This window comes from Enterobacter cloacae complex sp.6700776 (assembly GCF_048284255.1).
Classification (GTDB): domain Bacteria; phylum Pseudomonadota; class Gammaproteobacteria; order Enterobacterales; family Enterobacteriaceae; genus Enterobacter; species Enterobacter intestinihominis.
The window spans coordinates 409,627-430,208 of sequence record NZ_JBLVYK010000002.1 but is presented as its reverse complement, the minus strand read 5'-3'; the positions used below and the strand labels follow the sequence as shown (position 1 = coordinate 430,208).

The window sequence follows — 20,582 nt, the reverse complement described above, 5'->3', positions numbered from 1 at the left end:
GAGGAAGTGAAATCTGGTATACTGAGTTCAACACTATTGGGGCTGATTCTGGATTCGACGGGATTTGCGAAACCCAAGGTGCATGCCGAGGGGCGGTTTGCCTCGTTAAAAGCCGCAAAAAAATAGTCGCAAACGACGAAAACTACGCTTTAGCAGCTTAATAACCTGCTAAGAGCCCTCTCTCCCTAGCTTCCGCTCTTAAGACGGGGATCAAAGAGAGGTCAAACCCAAAAGAGATCGCGTGGAAACCCTGCCTGGGGTTGAAGCGTTAAAACTAATCAGGCTAGTTCGTTAGTGGCGTGTTTGTCCGCAGCTGGCGTGCGAATGTAAAGACAAACTAAGCATGTAGTACCGAGGATGTAGAAATTTCGGACGCGGGTTCAACTCCCGCCAGCTCCACCAAAATTCTCCATCGGTGATTACCAGAGTCATCCGATGAAGTCCTAAGAGCCCGCACGGCGCAAGCCCTGCGGGCTTTTTTGTACCCTCAATTTGTCCCGCGTAGTCCGAAGAGAACTAATTAAATCCGAACCTTTTAGGCCCATTGATAGGCCCAACGAAAAGCTCTATTGTTTTCGTTGGGCCTAAACGCATGGAGACTCCCCATGGCAAGAAAAACCAAGCCGTTAACTGATACGGAAATCAAAGCCGCCAAACCTAAAGATGCCGATTACCAGCTGTATGACGGTGACGGGCTAACTCTGTTAATCAAGTCCAGTGGCAGTAAGCTTTGGCAATTCCGTTACTATCGGCCTCTGACCAAGCAGCGAACCAAACAGAGCTTCGGTGCCTACCCTGCCGTCTCGCTTTCTGATGCACGTAAACTCAGAGCTGAATCTCGAGTTTTATTGGCAAAAGACATTGATCCTCAGGAACATCAGAAAGAACAGGTGAGGAATTCTCAAGAGGCCAAAACCAACACTTTCCTGTTAGTTGCGGAGCGTTGGTGGAATGTGAAGAAAGCCAGCGTGACGGAGGACTATGCCGACGATATCTGGCGCTCGCTTGAAAGAGATGTTTTCCCGGCAATCGGTGATATCAGTGTCACTGAGATTAAGGCTCATACTCTGGTTAAAGCAGTTCAGCCGGTTCAGGCCAGAGGTGCATTAGAGACTGTTCGCCGCCTTTGTCAGCGTATTAACGAAGTCATGATTTATGCGCAGAACACGGGCCTGATTGATGCGGTTCCCAGCGTAAACATCGGGAAAGCATTCGAGAAACCGCAAAAGAAAAACATGCCGAGTATCAGTCCGGATAAGCTTCCACAATTAATGCAAACAATGCGTAAGGCAAGTATCAGTGTGTCAACGCGGTGCTTGTTCATGTGGCAGCTTCTCACCATTACCCGCCCTGCCGAAGCTGCTGAGGCTCGATGGGATGAGATCGATTTCAATGCTAGCGAATGGAAAATTCCTGCAGCGCGAATGAAGATGAACCGGGACCATTCGGTTCCACTATCTGATGGGGCTCTCGCTATTCTGGAGATGATGAAGTCTCTCAGTGGTGGTCGAGAATTTATCTTTCCCAGTCGCATCAAACCAACCCAACCAATGAACAGCCAAACAGTGAATGCAGCACTCAAGCGAGCTGGATTAGGAGGCGTTCTCGTTTCTCATGGCTTACGCTCTATCGCCAGCACTGCTCTCAATGAGCAGGGATTTCCGCCTGATGTAATTGAGGCTGCACTGGCTCATGTGGATAAGAACGAGGTTCGCCGAGCCTATAATCGCAGCGATTATCTTGATCAGCGACGGCCAATGATGCAATGGTGGGCTGACTTTGTGAAAAAGGCAGATAGTGGTAGCCTCGCTGAAGTTGAATTTACAACATTAAAGCTTACTGGATAAAACCAATTCTTAATCCACACAAGCAAAAAACAGGAGTGTGCGGTAATGGCGCAATCCTGTTTTATAAGATCTTACTTCTTGGGTTACACGCATGATCTAACCAGACAAGCATTGGCTCATACTATCAGGAACAAATCTGAAGCAGCCTACCATCGTAAAGATCTGCTGAATGAGCAACGCCCGATGATGCAGGCATGAGAGGATTATGACATGTCAGCAATCTCAAAAGCCTGAGCAAAACGCTTTCCTATCTGCACAGACTTTCAACCGCTCATATAATAATCAGGGAGATAAATTTGTTAACCGTCCAGGTAATACGCAAAGAGGCCATCATATTTCGGGAACTGCTCGAAAAATGTGATCCATCGAAAACTTACCTTGTACCTGACAGCTTTCCTGTTGAAAGCTGCAGACTTGCTTCGATGCTACTTTCCTTCCACTTTATGAAATTATGGCCTGAGCTGGAATTGAAAGGTGTCTCAGGAGTAACAGGTAAAAATGATGCAATAACTCACTACTGGTTGGAGTTGGATGATATCGTTATTGATATTACAGGGGATCAATACAACGTCATCAGTACCAGCAAACTAAACGAAGCTATCGTAAAAAACAGGCCTTTTGTGCCTGTTCATATCGCTCACATAAAGGACAGCTATCTCTATGATTTATTTAGAATTCAAGGGGAATGGCGTTTAACCAGTGGATTTCCGACAATCGGTGATGATTTCATCGATCAGATGGAATGTGATTATCGCCAGCTTCTCAGGTGATGGTGGACACAGAATCAAGAAATAGATGCAGACCTGCACTTTTGCAAGTCTGCAACTGAAGTTCTATTTGTCGCTCAAGGGCCGCTGTATTAGCTGGCTAGTGCCAAAGTTGCGATAACCGTCATAGAAATCTTTACTGTAGTCTTTGCTCAGATAAGCTGTTCGTAGAAGAAACTCATAGTAGTCATCACTTAACGTTAACGCGTCATCCCGAGTGAACCAAGCGGTATGATTCTTCGGGAAATGCGGGAGATAAGTATATTCAGGATAATCAAGCCCAATGGCGCTGCACCAAGCTTTCTGAATACGGGTCGCCATATTATCAGCATCAGATTCAGTGTAATTCCCCAGATAGGCATAAACCTCTTTGTCAAACAGCAGAACCAGATGGTAGTGATGATGCTCCCCGATAACACGCTCTCTGACCCAAATATAGCCGAGTGGCCTAGGCTCACCACTCCTGCCAGAACGCTTGTGCTCTTCCCTTAACTGGCTTTTAAGGGATTCTATAGCCCGAGTTATGGCTTTCTCATCATCCTTCTGAAAACAGAGCGGCAAGTCTGGCTCTCCAGGCACATGGGACTGAGCAAATCTCAGGTCAACGCGTAATGCAAATACCCGGTGATAGCTTTCCAGATAGTTAGATATCACAGCAAGCGATCGACGAAGCATATAGCGTGATATCCGGGAGTCATATTTCTTTTCTGCTACCAGTATCAGGGATTTAAATTCTTTTTCAGATAACTCATAAGGTGATCTCATAATAAATTACTCAGGTAATATTTATTGATTAATGGGTAGCAGTGGGCTACCCATGTGATTAGGTGTATAGTTCCTCTCACAGAGAGGGATTATCTATGCTGGTATCTTGTATAGTGATCAATTAGTTAACTGGTATCTAGGCAAATGTTAATAAGGATATATATTACATATACCGACTGGCCAAAACTAAGAAACGATATTATTCTCGACACTCTAACCCGCAATCAATCAGGGTTCACGAGAAAGATAACTCGTTGATAAATAATAAAAGTCACTCTGAAGTTATTCAGGTTTAGCCAGCTTACTCAGTGCTAGTGATCCAGACTGGTATATGGGCGTATTAGTTTTCTCAGCTAGAGAAACAGGATCCATTTCTGAACCAGTAAATTTGACATAATTTATACCCGCCACTTCGAATAATTGCACCTTCCCTCTCGACTCAAGTTTTTCCAGCGCTGGTATCAACCTCTCAGCGCGCCTGACTGAGTTTGGCCCCTTTTTGATAATGTCATTTCTTCTGAATTCGAAAGATCTATTTTCTACAAGATGCGACTCTAGCCAGAACAATATTTTCTCTTCATCGCTAAGCTCTCTTGTTGAATCAATTTTTGTGATGGCGTGATTGGCAAACCAGTTTATAAGATCCAAGGCTGACGACAAATGTTCCTTTGTTATTACTGTCGAATCAGGATCACTAGAAATCTGAAAAATACCTGCCAACTTGAGGCTCTGCTCAGGAAGGCGAGCACCTATATCATCATAGTGGTACAAAAGGCCGCCAGGTTCCATCTCCTGCTTTAAGTTCAGTAATGTTGATTCGTAGAGTTCCTGTGCATCCAGAGCCAAGGTAAGTTCAATATATTCATCATCATTTTCTCTTCGCTTAACACCGGCTTTCATAAGCCGCGTCAAAAGTGAATACAGTCCACAAAGCGCTGACTCATCATGTGCATAACGGCCATTGGCGATGCATGGTTCAGTAATCTGATCCATATCAATCATTAGGGTACGAGCATATAACCCAGTATCTCTGATGCTTGCCATTTTCTGTCTGAGGGTATTGTTATATGGCTGCGGTTGCATCATTAAAAATGATGAAAACACGTAGTTTTCAATAATAAAACTTTCACTGGATGCTCTGTCTACAGTTTCCTTATCTGCACACCAGTATGTGTTAAGAGACGCAGAATTATTGACGATCCTCCTGTACACAGTTGCTGCTTCATCGTTGAAGAGAGCCCTGTTTTGATACCCCAGCCCGATGGCTTTTGCGAGTGCTTCGCTTGTCGGATTTGTTAAAATAATTGATTTTCTAACTGGTGCCTTCGGCTTTCGAGCAATACACTCTTCAAGTTTCTTAGCCGTTTCCGTTGTGTCTTCGCTCTGGCTCAGTTCTTTTTTATAACGCTTGTTTAATACTTTAAACTGCGCTTCCCAAAGAACAATGTTTCGCTCAAATACCTCAAGCTCCGCACGGTGATCTTCTTCAAACTCCCGCTCAAGTTGTAAAACAGGCTCCTTCAACAGTCTGAATATACTCGATTTTCCACTACCAGACCTTGAAAGCAGCAGCAGATACAATGCCAGGAAAGTTCGCGGTCTACCCACTAATTTAACACAGTACAAATCCTGACAAGCCAAACCCAAAAAGGCTAATAGCGCAACTGTTGCTATCTCAAGAGCCACTCCTGTTTTGTAGGAAAAATGAGAAGCCCAATACCTGATGTGCCGTGGTAACTTTACAAAATTCAGGTTAAGCTCTTGATTAATTTTACTTTTAAATTTATTGCTCATTGCATCATCCTTTGTTTTTTGCAAAAAAAATTAAACTGTGCGGGAAGCGATCCACTCATCAATAGCAGTAGCTCGCCAACCAACAGATGCTGCCCCAAGCCGGACCGGTTTAGGGAACTCAGCATCGTAGTACCTCGATTTCGGATTCAATTTTTCGTAGATACTTGAGCGCGAGATCCCAAGAATCGCCGTCAACTCAGTCATGCGTAGGATGCATAGCGGGTGTGCTTTTTGTTCACTAACGTTCGACATTTTCACTTCTCCTGTTGGATGTCTTTGGCTGGATTCGAAATTTGCCATAACATCTGGGATAGTGTCCGCGTAGGAAAATGGAAACCAACCGGAGGAAGTTCAGTGGCACATGCATTTGCAAAACTGATGTACGACGTCTGTCAGATTTTGGGAGTATTCAGGGAAGGGAGTAAACAGCGGGATATACGTGCATATGGGAGTTTTTGGCGTCATCAGGCGTTTTTTAATCAGCGCTATAATGAGATAATCGGAATAATTGATAAAGAAAGGGTATTCAGTGAAGAAGAACGTCGTAGTTTGTTCTACAAATACGAAATGTTTTATAATCAAATCATGTCTTACCCCGTGTTCAGCACTCTGACCCGGAGCCAGGTATTCGAACGTTATATTCAGCTCGGGGTTTCTTCATTCCTGGCACTTGATATACACAAAACTTTCAACACCACTAATAACAGCGGATTCTACTTTCATATTCATAGTTTTCTGTTGAGTGATCATTGCCCAACACTGGAAAATAATGGAAGGGATATCCTACAAGGAGTGAAAAACTATTTAAGGGACCTTATTAAGTCACCTGACGGGAGTTATAAAAAAGTTCTCAGCCCACTGTCTGAACATATAAGAAATATCAGAAAAAACAGCACACCGATAAAATCATGGATGAATAGTGCCATAGATGAATGCATCGAACATTCCCAGATAACATTAGACGAGGATGAGTTTAACAAAATTAAAGGTCAGCTGGATGATTTTAAAGTAGCTTACTCTTCGCTTCGAGTCCTGCTGGCTTTGGAACGAAAGACTGGACTGACTGAACACCTTTCCAGTTTTTACCGATACCTTTTTCAGGTAGAGGGTCTGAATGACAGCTATTATTTGGTATTACATCAATATCTTTATGAATCGAAAAAATTCGATGAGCGGTTGCTGGAATCTGTAATAGAAGAGTTTCATAAGAAAGCGACCAAACCTTATTCGATAGAGATAAACAAAGATGCATGGCTGGATATCAAGGTCATCTGGCATCTTGTTTTCAGTTCTCTTAAAGGTGACATTTTTTCTGAATTAGATTTGATAGAATTGGCTATCAACCTTAAAAATTCTCCAGACTCAGTTGTCCTTACACCTTATCTGACGTTATCTAAAATAATACATAACATTTGCATTGACGATTTAAACGAGGCAAATAAAAAAGCTAATGCCATATCAATTAATGAGCTACCTCCAGGTTTTATCTCAGCAGCTATTAGCACTATTAAGTTGGCTCTTAACATCAAATTAAACGGGAATACGATAAAAAATGGAGGGTTACTTTCAGATATAAATACAATTTTAACATATCGCGGCGTTTTTACTGATCATGTCAATATCGATCGCAAATTTAAACAACCCGATTTGATATTAATTATGTGTGCCAATAATTTGATAATAATGAATGCGATAAAACAATATAACAACATGGTTCAGATGACAAGTTTCTACAACGAGCTTGAATTATCAGCCATCCATCCACAGTCTATTACAGGCATTCTGGATGAAGTTGAATATGCATTGGGAAAAATAAATAAACGGCTTGATGCAATTGAGAAAATTATTAATAGCGAAGAGCTGGCCAAATTAATTATAGATGAGAAAATATTAACCATCCGGGAGAGCAGGCAAAATCTTGTAAGCTATTTGAATGAATTTACATTGTACAACTGTATTCTTAACCTGAATTATATAAAACCTTACCTGATACTCCCTGGGGAGAAATTGGTTCATATTTCCAGACTTGTCGGTAATTCAGAAGAACGTGTAATTAAGCGAGAATTTTTAGCTGAGGCTATCAGAATTGTTAATGAGAGAGAAGGTCAAGCTAAGCCTTTAGGTGAAGGAGAGAAATCTCAAAAAATGGCGCTAATACACGACTTGAGCAGTGAGCTTTTCAAAAATGATGAGTGAACCCTTTATCCCTGCTACAGCTGCTACGTGTAGCAGCTGTAGCAGGGATATGTGTTTCATTTTTTATTTTTCTTCTCGCAACTCTATGATAGATATACCATGCTCATCTATTGAGCTATTTTATAGCATTCAAACAATATTGACCTAGTGCGTTACAGACATCATACAAACTTTGAAACGCGATATGTCGATGAGCCACAACCATTTCGTTAGTCGTAGATAGCTCCCCCTATCCCTTTGGGCAATAGTTTAATGGTGGCTATTAATCACCACCTCGTACGGAGGTGATTTAGGCAAAAAAACAAATTATTATCTTTTCAACGTTTTTCAACTATTGAAGAAAGAAATCCACAGTCATGAGGCTTATCAAAACCAGAGGTGCTTTTGACATATTCAGTAATCAGCGCACCAATAATCTTAACTGCATCTTTGTTCGTTGTAATGAAGCCCAATGGCATAGTCACAGGCAGCGTTTCTGGTTGCGAAATATGATAGATAACGGCAGATAACTCATCCTCAAGATGAAGGATCTCAACATTACCATCTAACAGTCCTTCAACTAGCCCTTTAGCGCACGCGTAGAATTGCCCAAGTTCATGCTTCCACTGTCTGGCAACCCGGGCATCAGCTGCATCCTGGACAGGTACGTACAGCACCGGTTTATACAGCCGCTTATCCTTCGTAGCCGACCTGTTAAGAAAATCGCTCAGGCTTGAGATAAATCGGATGCTCTTTGACCAGTAGGGATCTGATGGAGCTACCCAGACAAACGGGCTACCGCCATAATCGGTTTTGTCTCTGATACGCTGATTAAGCACCGGTGCCAGAGCCTTCTGCAGTTTTTCCCAGTTGTCTTTAGAATAAACCGGGCCTAAAAAAGTCGTCCTGCCTGAGTCTGAGTATTCTTCCAGCGCCTGCATATCCTTGATAAATAATGGATTAAGTTGATTCGTTTTAGAGTCAAACAGCTTAAGCGTAAGGTCATCGTTAATGGATACCATGGCCTTAAAAATACTCATGGTATTGTTATGCCGTGATAACCTAGCTATCTCAACAGCCATTAACTCATGAACACATTCCGAACTGTTTAACTGTTCATAGTCTTCACGCTCGACAGCCTTACCATCGTTATCCATTTTAAATTCCGTTGTTAAACGGAGCGGTATTTGCCGCAGCTTATTAACAGAATTAACGGTATAGATAGAAGGTTGTTCTTTTCCGCCCTGAACCTGCAGGTGAGACAGATAACCTTTATCTAGGATTTGATTAAACTGGTACTGAAAGTGCTTCTCAACCAGTTTCTCACTTTGAGAAATGTTGTTGTCATCAACCTTTAATGTTAACCCTCCCCTCCAGTGGTCCTGGAAAGTTTGGTTGCTGAAGCAGCTAAATGTAGCTAAATCAAAGGATAAGGTACCGCCACTGTCCTGGATAGTTGAAAGGTGCGGTATCTCGCCAACCTCTGAAAAATAGCCATTTGATTTGTCGGTTAAGGTCAGTCTGCCGTCTGAGGAGAGCGTCAATTCGCCACGCTGCACAAGATCGGAAATCGCCTCCTCTGTCTCACGGTGGGTCAGGCCGAAATAGGTTGCTATTTGTGCTTTGCTCATCGAGGCTACATGAACAAGTCTCAGCACAAACTCCCGGATGAATGGCAGCCCCTTCTGGGAAACATAGGAAAACTGAATGTTAAACCTCTGTGCGGGCAGCAGGAAGTCAACCTCGTGATAGGTTACTTTGTTATCAGATATCATTTCTTTTTCCCTCCCTGCTGAGCGGAGAGGAACCTGTATCCAGCTTCCTGGCCTCGTTCAGCCATATAACTTACAACTGAGCCTAATGGCAGTTCTTTATTGTTTCCCTTCCAGATATCGGCATTACCCACAATCAACAGGCGATCCATTGCGCGTGACATCGCAACATTTATACGGTTTGGAGCGCGTAAAAAACCTGGGCTATGCTGCTTATCCGAACGCGTCAGTGACAGAATGATGATCCGGTTTTCCTTGCCCTGATAACTGTCAACAGTGTCAATTTTAACAATGTCCTTAAATCCCTCGCTCCAGATTTCCTGATTGAATTTCTGACGGAGCAGCCGCTTTTGTTCGGCATACATACATATCACGCCGATAGCGGCTTCATCTTTGTTAACGAGCTTTGAAAGCTGAGCGACAAATTCTTCATTCTCTGACACCTGTTTAAGAACAGAAATAATCTCGTCAGCTTCACATCGGTTGTAAATGCTTGTTCCGCGATCTTCAAGATGATGTGCCCGGTGGCCCAGATTAGCAGTATCAAGCCAGGTTACGACGCTACATAACGCTTCTGGAGCGTGCTGATAGACATCCGGAATTGCCCGTTCTCCATTCAGAAGCTTCCTGTCATAGAACGTCTTCGATACGAGATCACCAATCGGTGGAGCCATACGATACTGGGTCAGCAGAGCTGCACTCGCTTGCGCACCATAAGCAGAGTTGAAGGCACGGGCAAAGTCACTTCGTAATACCTCGTCAATTTCAGTGCGGGAGTTATTGATACCCAGCTTCCTCGCTAATGCCGCCTTGTGGGCATCTGAGTACAATGGGGGAAGCTGCAGGTGGTCACCCACCAACAGGACGCGTCGGGCCGACTGCATTGCAATGGCCAGTTCACTTGCAATCGAGCGCGCCGCCTCATCAATGATCACCCAGTCGTAGATATTCTCCTGAATGCCAATGTGCCCCTGTCCAATACCAACACATGTGCCAGCCACTAACTGCCTGGAACGCGAATAAAACTCGTCTAGGTTCACTCGCTCTCCCGACATAGCATCCTGCATATCACGGGATATTTTAGCTAATGCCTTTACTCGTCTTGCCTCATCAGGTCTGACGCCATACTCAGTACACAGCTTGGAAATCAGAATGTCTTTTGCTGCAGAGACCTTCGCGCCTTTGTCTAGGTTAATCCCATATTCCTGACTCAGCCTGGAGCGGATGGAAAAATCGAGTTCGACTGCAATTTCTTTCAGTTCACCGATCTCTTTTGAATCCGTTAAATCGTTAACCTGATAGAGCAATTTCTCAAGGTGATCGATTTGTCTGAACAACCTGAGCTCAGCAAGTACAACACCCGAAATAAAACCCGGCTCCAGACCAATGGCTTCACTCAACGCTTCAACACGGTACTTAATTTCAGCATTGAACAGTTCGCGCTTCTCAGTTGTGATTGCGTTTGAATACACATCTTTCAGGCCAGGGGAAACGGCTCCTTCCCGGTTGCTGAACCTGACAACGTCCAGCTCTGTACCAAGCCGGGAACAGTGCTTTCTGATGCGCTCGGCCGCTGTATTCACAGCCTCGTGTGACTGGCTGACCAGTAAAATGCGTTTGGTATTCTGTTTCTCGATCAGGTAGTGGACAAAGGCCGCGATGAACTCGGTTTTACCGGTCCCCGGTGGCCCCTGAAGCAGGGAGAGAGGGCCATTATTGACCAGTTTGTTAAACGCCTTTCTTTGCTGCTCATTCAGACTGATCTTGTTTCCGTGCTGGTCTTCACGGTCGTATCTGGCAAAATCGGTATCGCTGAGAGTGATACCATAATTTTGAGCCACCTGCTTGCAGGATGGGTCGAACAGGTCAATTAAGTCAGGCAGCACACTTTCTCGATCTAGGAGACGTTCCAGTGCGCGTTTACGTTTCTGATAAGACGCCCGATCCTGCTTTGTACGGAAGAAGACAATATCAGAATCCTTCAGCCTGTAGGCTGCTGAACGCACTTTGACCAGACGGATCTCTTTGAGCTCTGACTTCTTAAGTGACACCTCACCTATAAATCGCTCAACACCTTCCTGATCGACCTGTAAGGCTTCGACTTCATCACTACTTCTGAAAGCGCCAAGTGGATCAACGTCTGCAGAGTAAGGGAGAAGAAGCTCTCCATGAGCATCTGCAACCGGGACCACCTCCCCGCTGACTTCAATGTTTGGATAGGATTCCGTTTCAGTATCCAGAATGGCGCGCCACAGCTTCACCGTCGGGATTTCCAGCACTTCTTTTAAAGCAGGTTCAAGCGCCTGCTTATCAAGTCTTGCAAAGGCATCTTTTAGCTGAAGCGTAAGCGGATCCTGTTCCTGAACGTCTTCAGGTGCGGCAATCAATTCGATTGCCCGCGCAAAAGATTCTTCTTCATTAAGCAATACTGTCAACGCCGACATATCCTGCGGACTGCCGGGAATAATCCTGATGCCAGTACCAATTTCGAACTGACTTTCATCAATATCTTGCTTACGAATTGTGGCGCGAGCCCATGGTCTGAAGCCATGAATCAGCGTTTTCTGCTCTTTGTGGAACACTGCAGTGAAACCGCCACCTATCCCGGTGAAAGTTACTTTTACTTCAGCTGGGACTTTAGGATTTGGTTCAACTTTGACATACAGATGCCCGTTATCTGGCAGGACAGAGATGATTTCATCGGCATTTCCTGCTGTTATCTCTATCAGGGCTTGTTCTGACGTTAGGTCATTACTGTTTATCGCTTTTTTAAATCGCCCTAAATCCTTAAACCCAAAAACAGGATCCTCCAGTTCAGCCCGGATGGCATTCGCAATAGTCGGATAAATGCCTGATTCCTGCCCCCATGACAAACCTAACAACTCGCAAGACATCTTCATCACTGCATAGTTGTCGCGTTCAAAGGAAGTACAATTATCGATGTATTCAGGGCTGTAGCTGTGGTTTTTAGTTTCGTCACCGGACGGTGAAAAATCGGGGATATCGATGAGGAAAAGCGAACGACTCTGTGTCCCAAGCATCACATTACCAGGATGGATGTCCCCATGAGAAACACCAAGTCCGTGCAAGTGCTCAACGGCGGCGACAAACTTATCAATGAGGTCGATTTTTTCATCATCCGGGACCACCATGTTATCCCAAGTTTCTCCCAGTACCTGATCCGTGACCATGTACAGACTTGATGATTTGGATGCAATACCGAATTCACGAATTTCAGGCAGATACGTTGGTTTAACTAAAGAAAGCTGCTCAACCTGTTTTAAAAACTTCATAACCTGGAAGTTTACTGACGGATCGTCTCCCTGCCCCCCAACGTTCAGCCAAGCCTTCACGACCCTTCCACCCGAGATATAAACTTCTTTGTCGGATGTTTCTACCAGAAAGTCATCGTCTTCCCGGTACTGACGAGAGTGGTTGATAGCATGCCGGTAAGGGTCAAGCTCAGTATCATCAAATGTTGGGATAGCCTTGCCCGCAGGTTCGGCTTGTTTCAGGACAACAAAGAATTCTGTCGCGGAAGTAAATTTTGCAGCAACGGCATCCAGTAATACATATGAATACCAGTGCTGGCTGTTTAGCATACTGTCCTGTACTGTCTCCAGACTCTTGGGCGACATGCGCTTACCGCTTAACAAGTGCCAGGCTACAAGGCCCAGGGCATGAACATCCTGCTGAAAAGGCGTAAGCTCGCCCTCATCAAGCATGTCTTTTACCTCAACTGCACCTACGGATAAAAGCTTACGGTAATCGCCGACCGTTCCGGCTGGCCGGTGGTATGCCGAAATAAAGTTCGAAAGGGCAACTTCTTTTGAAGGTGAAATCCACAGGCTGTGATCGGCGATATCCCTGTGCGCAATTTTCATCTCATGGAGATCGCTAAACTTCGCAATAAGCAATTTGACCACATTCAACCGGTCCAGATCTGAAAACGCCTTTCCATACTTTCCGATGAATTCGTTAAACCGAACATGACCCGGCGGAAGCTCATAGACTTCACTGTACTCGGCAGTCACTTCGTCTTTCTGAAAACTCGTCAAAGACCTCAGACAGTGGTTATACAGATCCCGGTTCTGGTGATTAATGTGCTGTAACACTTCACGCTCACGTGAAACGATCTCAGCTCTTCCTTCCGGCGTGTACGCTTTCGTCCCTTGGATGTTCCGGAAATTCCATACCCTGAGTAATGCTTCGCTATTTGCCGATATCTCTGATTTTGCTAGGTATTCCCGATACACCTTTTTAGGATGTTCGAAAATCATATCCTTAGCTTCAAAGCCATTAACCCGCAGGGCTTTTGGCGCTGTCTGAGGCCCTAAGAAAAGGTTATCAAAAAGGGGAAAATCTTTGTTTAGAACCTGGGAGTCTGGATGGGGTCTGAAATAGTTGTTGAATGTGTTGCGATCAGCAAATTTAAGAAAATCTGTTAACGAGATTGTATGGTGAAGTTGTTCTTCCGGTAACTTGCTGAAGTCCGCATTGCCAGTCATCACAACAAAGAAATGTACAAATGGAACATAGCCTTTGTTCGTAAAACGGTCTGCCAGACGCTTGAGTTTGTTGTCCAACGTGAACTTTTTGCCACGGGTCACGCTTACCGGCGAGCGTCCCATGTTCTTATCACCTTTATACCAAGTCTCTCCGCGCGCAGTTACGGGCTGATGGTTCCAGTCCTTCAACTCAACTATGATCACATTACAATGCGTAACAATGACTAAATCAAATTCACCTTCTTTTTTTGCCTCAACAAAACGAAAACCTGCATAACCTTTCCAGGGGAACATTCCGTTGCCGGTATAACCATACCTTTGTAGCTGCTCGCCAATAGAACCTCCACGAACAGGCTTGTCAGACTTGGATGAATTATCCGAAAACGCAGCCTTTATTTTCTCAATAGCTGCCACTTCTTGCTCTTGTAAACCGCCATCCCACATTTCTAATTCCAACGGAATCCCCCCTAGGACTTCAAACTGATATATCTAGTGATCCTGACTAACCATCTCAGTAGTGCTTTGTAGCTTAAGTAAACAATGCCCACTATCGCCGTTATTCTCTCTGGAAGTAATATCCCTGCGAACTGTATTGGTGATTTTCATCATAATGCGTGAATTTTGTCCTATGCCTTCACCAGCTTCGCAGACATGGGGTCATAGACATACCCAATGATGCTACCATCCTTGATACGTGCTACAGCCTCATCGATGACGAATAACGGAACGAGAAACCATTCCTCGGGCTGCACTGGATGGCCGAAACGGTCATTAATGGTAATGTTAAGCCGTGCGGGTGCAAACAACCTGTGAAACAGGTTTTCCATTCGGGTGCGGTTGATGCCTGCGAGCTTGTATGAAGCTACCACCTCGACCTTCGCCAACAGATAGGTGGAATCGTGTTCAGCATTGGCAATACGAGTCTCTACCTTGCCACCAGTCACACCAATCTTGTGAATGACATCACGATGTTCAGCCACATAAGGGTTATCAGATAGCGAGCGCAACACATAAATTGTGCCACTTTCTAGACCGCTCTCTTCGAGAGCATCGCTGAATAAAGGCCCCATGTCTGGATCGGTAATTCGGCGTGCTGTTTCGTCTTTATACAAAGCGCGAACCAGTGACAGCCGAAGTAGGTTGCTTTCCGTACCATTCGAGTAAATGACACGCAGTCGAGCATCCTTCTTCCCCTGTGGAGAATCGAACTCTTCACCTTCCTCAGCCACATAAGCCGTTTGACCATCCAGGATGAACCAATGGCCTACTTCGATCGTCGCATACTGCCCAAAAGGTCGGGTCACTCTTAACCCTGAACTTAGATCACTGCGCACCTGCTCAAATAGCGGTTTGAACGCATCAAAATCCTCGCACGGCTTGCGATCCGCGATCCCTTGTACAGCACGCTTTTCGGCGCTAGCACGAACATGGCGCAAGACTGTGATATCGTCCTCGCTGGGAACATCAGCCAGTTCGGCAGCCAAATTATCGATATCGATAATTTCGTCCGCTGACTCCGCTACTTCCCCCCCTCCGGCCAATAAGCCATGATGATCCAGCGGCTCAAGCAAGGCACGGCAGTCTGGGAGAGTGCGTAGACGGTCGAGTCGCACTGCATAGAGCCGCTCGAAGATCTCACGCTCTTCGCCGTGTTGCGGCGCACGCCCATGTTGGTCAGCGAAGCGCTGAATTTCCTCAAAACCTGCGATGATGCGTTCCTCGCTGGCTGGGCGTCCTTTTTTCTTCTCAGGTGGTGCAAACTCGGCAAGTTCTGCCGCCAAATCGTCTAAATCAGAATTACTCATAACGTCCCTCCGCCCTAAAACGCATAAACGCGGCTGCACCTTCAGCAAGGTGCTTTTCCCAGGCATCCGGCGAAGTTAACGATGGGAGGCGCCCACGTTCACGTTTGAATTCAGCGGCACGCTTGGCGATCACTTTGGCATCTTCAGGCGTGATCGAGGTACGCTTGGCCGAGATGGCAGCCGCGACCTGCTTCAAGCTGTCTTCGCTCATCGTCTTAGCAAGGATGGCGTAGGCTTCACCAAAGGGGTTGATGCGGTCGATAAGGTCTATGTCTAAATCGCGTACGTCCATCGCAAAGCGACGCACTCCGTCAATAAGGGCAGTATTGAGCGTGCCATCGTTCTCGCCGTTGACAATACGCTTGGCCTGCTGCGTGAGGTTAAGCGCTGCGATAGCGTGCTGACGCACAGCCTCCTGATCTTCAGCGTCAAGTTCAGGATACTTATCTTTGATGATCTTACCCATACGAACCTGTGTTAATTCTTCAGGAATCAGCTCTTCATCGAACAAACCACGTTCGATGGCGGGCTTATCCTGAACAAAAGCTGCGATCACTTCGTTTAAATCTTCCTGACAGATGCGTGCCGCTTCTTGGCTCTTGGGCGCGGCAAGCCCCTTGATCTCGATTTGATACGTTCCTGTCTGCTCATGAACACCCAAATTGCAGCTATCCGGATCATACCCTCCATCACCATAGTTAAAGCCTGGAGTCGGGCCACTTTCTGGATTCTTTGGCTTAAACTCGAAGCGCGGAGCCAGCACCTGCTCCATCAACAGGCTTGCCGCGATGGCTTTCAAGGTATCGTTGACTGCCTCAGTTACTGCACCCTCTACAGCATCTGGCTCGGCGATCAGGTTAGTAAATCTCGCGCGGGTTTTACCCGGTGCGTCACGAGTAGCGCGACCGATGATCTGCACGATCTCAGTCAGGCTGGCACGGTAACCAACGGTCAGCGCATGTTCGCACCAGATCCAGTCGAAACCTTCCTTCGCCATACCAAGTGCAATAATGATGTCCACATAGTCACGGTCTGTCTTCATTTCTGCAGCTCGAAGGCTTTCCTGAATCTTGCCTTGGCTAGTTGGATCCACCAGGTCAGCAATACGCAACACACGGCCATCGAGGCATTTGACTAGCTGGAAACCAGTCGCAGGATCCGCACCTTGCCAATCGCCAAGCTCGCCGAGTATGTGCTCCACCTCCTTGATTTTATCCTTCGTGCTCTCTCGCGAATTGACGTTGGGTATATGGATAATGGTCTTCTTGTCAGGATCGAGGACATTAAGGATGTCATCGACGTAAGAGCCACTGTAAAAGAAGTAGCCGATGTCGAGTTGCTTGAGGTATTCGTAACCGTTGAGTTGTTCGTAGTAGGTATAGGTGACGGTATCGAACCTGGACTCATCCTGAGGAGCCAAAACGGCCTCCGCATCACCCCGGAAGTAGGAGCCGGTCATGGCAACGATGTGTGTCTTGTCACGCGCGATGAACTGCCCCAAATGCTGACCAAGCTTGTTATCCGGGTTAGCTGACACATGGTGGAATTCATCGACGGCGATCAGGCGATCGTCAAACGCTTCTACGCCATAGGCATCGACCGCGAAGCGAAAGGTTGCGTGTGTGCAAACAAGCACCTTGTCGCTACTTTCAAGAAAAGAGCCGAAAGATCTTACCTTGCCCCCGTTGTCGTTACCGGGCGCGTTGCATAGGTTCCACTTAGGTTCGACATGCCAATCAGCCCAGAATCCAAACTGCGATAGCGGTTCATCGTTGAAACTCGCGCCGATAGATTTTTCCGGCACAACGATGATTGCCTGTTTAATCCCTTGGTTTTCAAGTTTGTCGAGTGCTACGAACATCAGTGCGCGGCTTTTACCTGATGCCGGTGGTGATTTGATAAGCAAGTACTGCTCGCCGCGCTTTTCATAAGCTCTCTCCTGCATAGGACGCATCCCAAGCACATTAGCTTTGGTTGATGCGCCATTACGTGCATAAGTAACGGAAACGGAAGGTACATTCTTGATCTTATTGTTCATTCGTTATTTCCTGCTTTGCGCTTCTTACCTTTGACCGGTGCAGCCGAAGCAATCATTTTCGTGTAGAGGTCGAACAACTTTTCCAGCCGCTCAGTGTCGTTCTTGAATCGTCGCCCTATATAGATGCGTTCCAGCACTTCGTCGTTTCGTTCATGGGCAGCACGCAGGTCAGGAGGCATGTTCGCGGGATCATACAAATCCGCAATAGTCGCAGGGAAGTGGTGTTCCCGCGCCAGTAGGATATCCTCTGCGCAACGCGTAAGGTCGGCCTTGTTTTTCTCAGTGAGTGGTGGGACAGGGAAAGTATTCCAGCCAAGGGTATTAGAGTAGCGATAGTCAGTTTTGATACGCCCGCAGACTGTCGCCACCCATACCAAATGCAACCTAGAAGCAATAAGCGCCATATTCCAAAGCGGGGAATCATAGAGAGCAAGATTCGGAGCGATAACGATTGAACCAACATCGAGATAACCACATGGAAGATACTCCCTACGTTCAGAACTGACACTGGGAACAATAATGATTCGCTCGCTGCCGTCTTGCCTCACTTCACCAAATCTGTAAGCAATATCTGCTAGTTTTTTTGTCGCTGCCCGAGGACTATTTGCTCTGGCCTTACGTGTGATCTCAATTCGGTCTGAAATCCAAGAGTTCAGAATTGCTTTTTTAGCACTGTCTTTATTTAACCACAGGCAAGCTCTAGGAGTTCCAGAAATAAACTCCTTAGCTCCCCAAGCCTTTCGAAAATAACAAATATCAGCACCATAATCATTAACTGCACGACTTGATTCTGAACTGTCAAAAAGAAGGCCACCATCATCGTTCGCCATTGAACCAAAATCCATTACACTTACTTCGGATAAAGGAAAACTTCGCTGTGCAACAATTGTGCTTTTACCCGCGACAAGATACGCATTGATGTTGTCCACTTCTTTTATGATGGTCCCCAAATCCTCAGTTGTGGAAAATATTTTCCGGGGTCCCTTAACATGATTCGAAATTCCCACAACAATGACAGTCACTCCCGCATTGTGGCTAGCAAGATTTGCCCATTTGAAGGACGTATAAGCAAAGGATATTTCATGCTTGGCTGCAAAAATCAACGACCAAAGGGTTTCGACCTGTCTACCTTGACAAATGGAATTAGTTGAGACGAACGCAGCAGACGAGTCAGTTTGACTACCGTAGTCGACAGCCTTCATAAACCAACCTGCAACATAATCCAATGACTTCCAATTAGTTGTGCGTTTATCGAATATGGCTTTTAGATCATTTTTTTGGTCATCAGTTTGGGTTTGGCTACCCTTGTACGGAGGATTTCCACAAATATATGTCTCTCCTCCTTCATTTTCAAAGTCAATCTCTGCCTGATCAAGCGGTGATCCAAACAAGTCGTCACCATGTAATTTCACACCGGTTCCCGTTGGCGGACAAATTCTTAACCAGTCGAGCCGCAGTGCATTGCCACAAGTAATCCAATTTTCGTTGCGTAAAGGAAGAAGCTCGGCCAAGGCCAGCCGCAGCCCACGGTACAGCACATCACATTGGTACTCAGCGATAACAAGCGCAAGGCGGGCGATTTCTGCCGGGAAATCTCGTAGTTCAATCCCGCGAAAGTTGGTAAGTGGAATATCCGAGGCACGATCCGGCTCACTGCGCCTCTTGTTGATTTCGGCCTCAATGGCACGCATTTCCTTATACGCGATAACCAAAAAGTTCCCAGAACCGCACGCTGGGTCGAACACACGAATGTGGGAAATGCGTTTGCGCAGGTTCAGCAACATACGTGGATTGTCACCAGCCTCGTCCAGCTGTGCACGCAGGTCGTCAAGAAATAGTGGATTCAAAACTTTTAAGATGTTGGGTACGCTGGTGTAATGCATACCCAGCTCTCCGCGCTCTTCATCTTCGGCAATTGCCTGAATCATGGAGCCAAAGATATCCGGATTTATCTTGGTCCAGTCAAGGCTACCCACGTGGAGCAAATAAGACCGTGCAATCTTACTAAACCGTGGTACATCATTACTTCCAGAGAACAAGCGTCCGTTGACATAAGGAAATTCATTGGCCCAACGCGGGATTCCAGCGGCAGCTCTATCTTTGTTGCTAGTATTCATTGTACGGAACAAGGTAGCGATAACTTCATGCGTATTCGACGAATCTCTGGTGCTCATCTGCGCAACGGTTTCAGTAAAGCGCCCCTTGCCCACGAAGATGTCAGTATCCTCAGCGAAGAAACAGAAAATCAGCCGAGTCATGAATTTGTTCATGTCATGACGGCGCTCCGCCGTACCCCAAGTAGGGTTATCTTTCAACAACTCGACATATAGACGGTTCAGGCGACTGGTAGCCCGAATGTCAAAAGCGTTCTCACTGATCTGACGAACTGTACTAATACCCGCCAATGGTAGGAAAAAGCCGAAGTGATCGGGGAAGTCTTTAAAGGCGCAAGCGACAGTCTGGCCACTGATGAGATCTTCAGCTTCGAAGTCTTTTCCGTCTGTGGCGAGGATGAATTTAGCCTTGGCCTTGCCTGTTGCCGGGCTGGCTTTGAGCGAAGCCAGCATTTGTGTTACTTGCCCTTCTTCACTAGCCAAAATGTGAATGTTATTGGTCTGAAGAACGCCGCCCAAATCGGACTTATTCGATGCTCCGGCGCGCAAGCGTTTGATAGTCGTTTCTTTGTTACCAAAGGCTTCAAGGAAAGCATAAGGAAACTCTATGGGATCAAAGGGTTGCTCTGCAAGATCCGTGATGGCTTGTTCAATTTCTACGGCGTTCATTTGCGTACGGCTCTCCATTGGCATGTGACCGCCCTGCTGCTACCGATGTGCAGTGAACTCATGCCATATCCTAGGTTTTCTTGGAAATTTTTGACCGTAAGTTTAACAGAATAGAACCCAGCTCTGTAGCAGATTCAGCCTCAGGCTCTCGTTTCACAAAACCCCTTTATGTATTTATGGCGAGATTTCTAGCTTCGAGATAAATTCGAACAAATGTACAGATTTTCATTCACTTAAATGCTACTAATGTCATGACATATTAGGCGATCGCATATGAGTAACTTACGTCATTCTTTCTGTTGTTCTTCAAACATTCTCAGGTTGCATC

The 20,582-nt window shown here is 45.9% G+C and carries 11 protein-coding genes and 1 other RNA gene; 4 read left to right on the top strand and 8 right to left on the bottom strand.

What is annotated here, in order from left to right; all coding sequences use genetic code 11:
• The first annotated feature begins 38 nt into the window (after positions 1-38).
• From ssrA to ACNQ0T_RS06030, 3 genes are all read left to right on the top strand, one after another.
• Positions 39-402: a transfer-messenger RNA gene (gene ssrA, locus ACNQ0T_RS06040) on the top strand.
• Positions 403-605: 203 nt separating this feature from the next.
• The gene (locus ACNQ0T_RS06035; protein ID WP_417929773.1) at positions 606-1,847 is read left to right on the top strand and encodes an integrase; all 1,242 of its coding nucleotides are present in this window, start codon (positions 606-608) and stop codon (positions 1,845-1,847) included.
• 296 nt (positions 1,848-2,143) lie between these two features.
• Positions 2,144-2,617: a hypothetical protein gene (locus tag ACNQ0T_RS06030; RefSeq protein ID WP_417929772.1), complete on the top strand. Its 474-nt coding sequence runs from the start codon at positions 2,144-2,146 to the stop codon at positions 2,615-2,617.
• A gap of 63 nt (positions 2,618-2,680) precedes the next feature.
• On the opposite strand, the gene ACNQ0T_RS06025 is transcribed toward ACNQ0T_RS06030, so the two are convergent.
• From ACNQ0T_RS06025 to ACNQ0T_RS06015, 3 genes are all read right to left on the bottom strand, one after another.
• The gene (locus ACNQ0T_RS06025; protein ID WP_417929771.1) at positions 2,681-3,379 is read right to left on the bottom strand and encodes an inovirus Gp2 family protein; all 699 of its coding nucleotides are present in this window, start codon (positions 3,377-3,379) and stop codon (positions 2,681-2,683) included.
• 282 nt (positions 3,380-3,661) lie between these two features.
• On the bottom strand, positions 3,662-5,173 hold the full coding sequence (locus tag ACNQ0T_RS06020; RefSeq protein WP_417929770.1) for a DUF3987 domain-containing protein: 1,512 nt from the start codon (positions 5,171-5,173) through the stop codon (positions 3,662-3,664).
• Between the two features lie 30 nt (positions 5,174-5,203).
• Positions 5,204-5,377, bottom strand: a complete 174-nt coding sequence (locus ACNQ0T_RS06015; protein ID WP_226875014.1) for a helix-turn-helix transcriptional regulator — start codon at positions 5,375-5,377, stop codon at positions 5,204-5,206.
• 150 nt (positions 5,378-5,527) lie between these two features.
• Here ACNQ0T_RS06015 and ACNQ0T_RS06010 point away from each other — a divergent pair, with 150 nt between their 5' ends.
• Entirely contained in the window at positions 5,528-7,369 is a 1,842-nt protein-coding gene (locus tag ACNQ0T_RS06010) for a hypothetical protein (RefSeq protein ID WP_417929769.1), read from the top strand.
• A 317-nt stretch (positions 7,370-7,686) separates the two neighbouring features.
• Here ACNQ0T_RS06010 and ACNQ0T_RS06005 read toward each other — a convergent pair whose 3' ends face one another.
• The 5 genes from ACNQ0T_RS06005 to ACNQ0T_RS05985 form a co-directional block, all read right to left on the bottom strand.
• Positions 7,687-9,123 (bottom strand): hypothetical protein, encoded by a 1,437-nt coding sequence (locus ACNQ0T_RS06005; RefSeq protein ID WP_417929768.1) that lies wholly within the window; start codon positions 9,121-9,123, stop codon positions 7,687-7,689.
• The gene (locus ACNQ0T_RS06000) at positions 9,120-14,072 is read right to left on the bottom strand and encodes an AAA domain-containing protein (RefSeq protein WP_417929777.1); all 4,953 of its coding nucleotides are present in this window, start codon (positions 14,070-14,072) and stop codon (positions 9,120-9,122) included. Before ACNQ0T_RS06000 ends, ACNQ0T_RS06005 begins: the two co-directional genes overlap by 4 nt.
• Before the next feature lie 182 nt (positions 14,073-14,254).
• On the bottom strand, positions 14,255-15,433 hold the full coding sequence (locus tag ACNQ0T_RS05995) for a GIY-YIG nuclease family protein (protein ID WP_417929766.1): 1,179 nt from the start codon (positions 15,431-15,433) through the stop codon (positions 14,255-14,257).
• Entirely contained in the window at positions 15,426-17,471 is a 2,046-nt protein-coding gene (locus ACNQ0T_RS05990) for a DEAD/DEAH box helicase (RefSeq protein ID WP_285111995.1), read from the bottom strand. The genes ACNQ0T_RS05995 and ACNQ0T_RS05990 overlap by 8 nt, the downstream gene beginning before the upstream one ends.
• Positions 17,468-20,254, bottom strand: coding sequence for a class I SAM-dependent DNA methyltransferase (locus tag ACNQ0T_RS05985; RefSeq protein ID WP_417929764.1), 2,787 nt, complete (start codon positions 20,252-20,254; stop codon positions 17,468-17,470). The genes ACNQ0T_RS05990 and ACNQ0T_RS05985 overlap by 4 nt, the downstream gene beginning before the upstream one ends.
• Positions 20,255-20,582 lie beyond the last annotated feature (328 nt).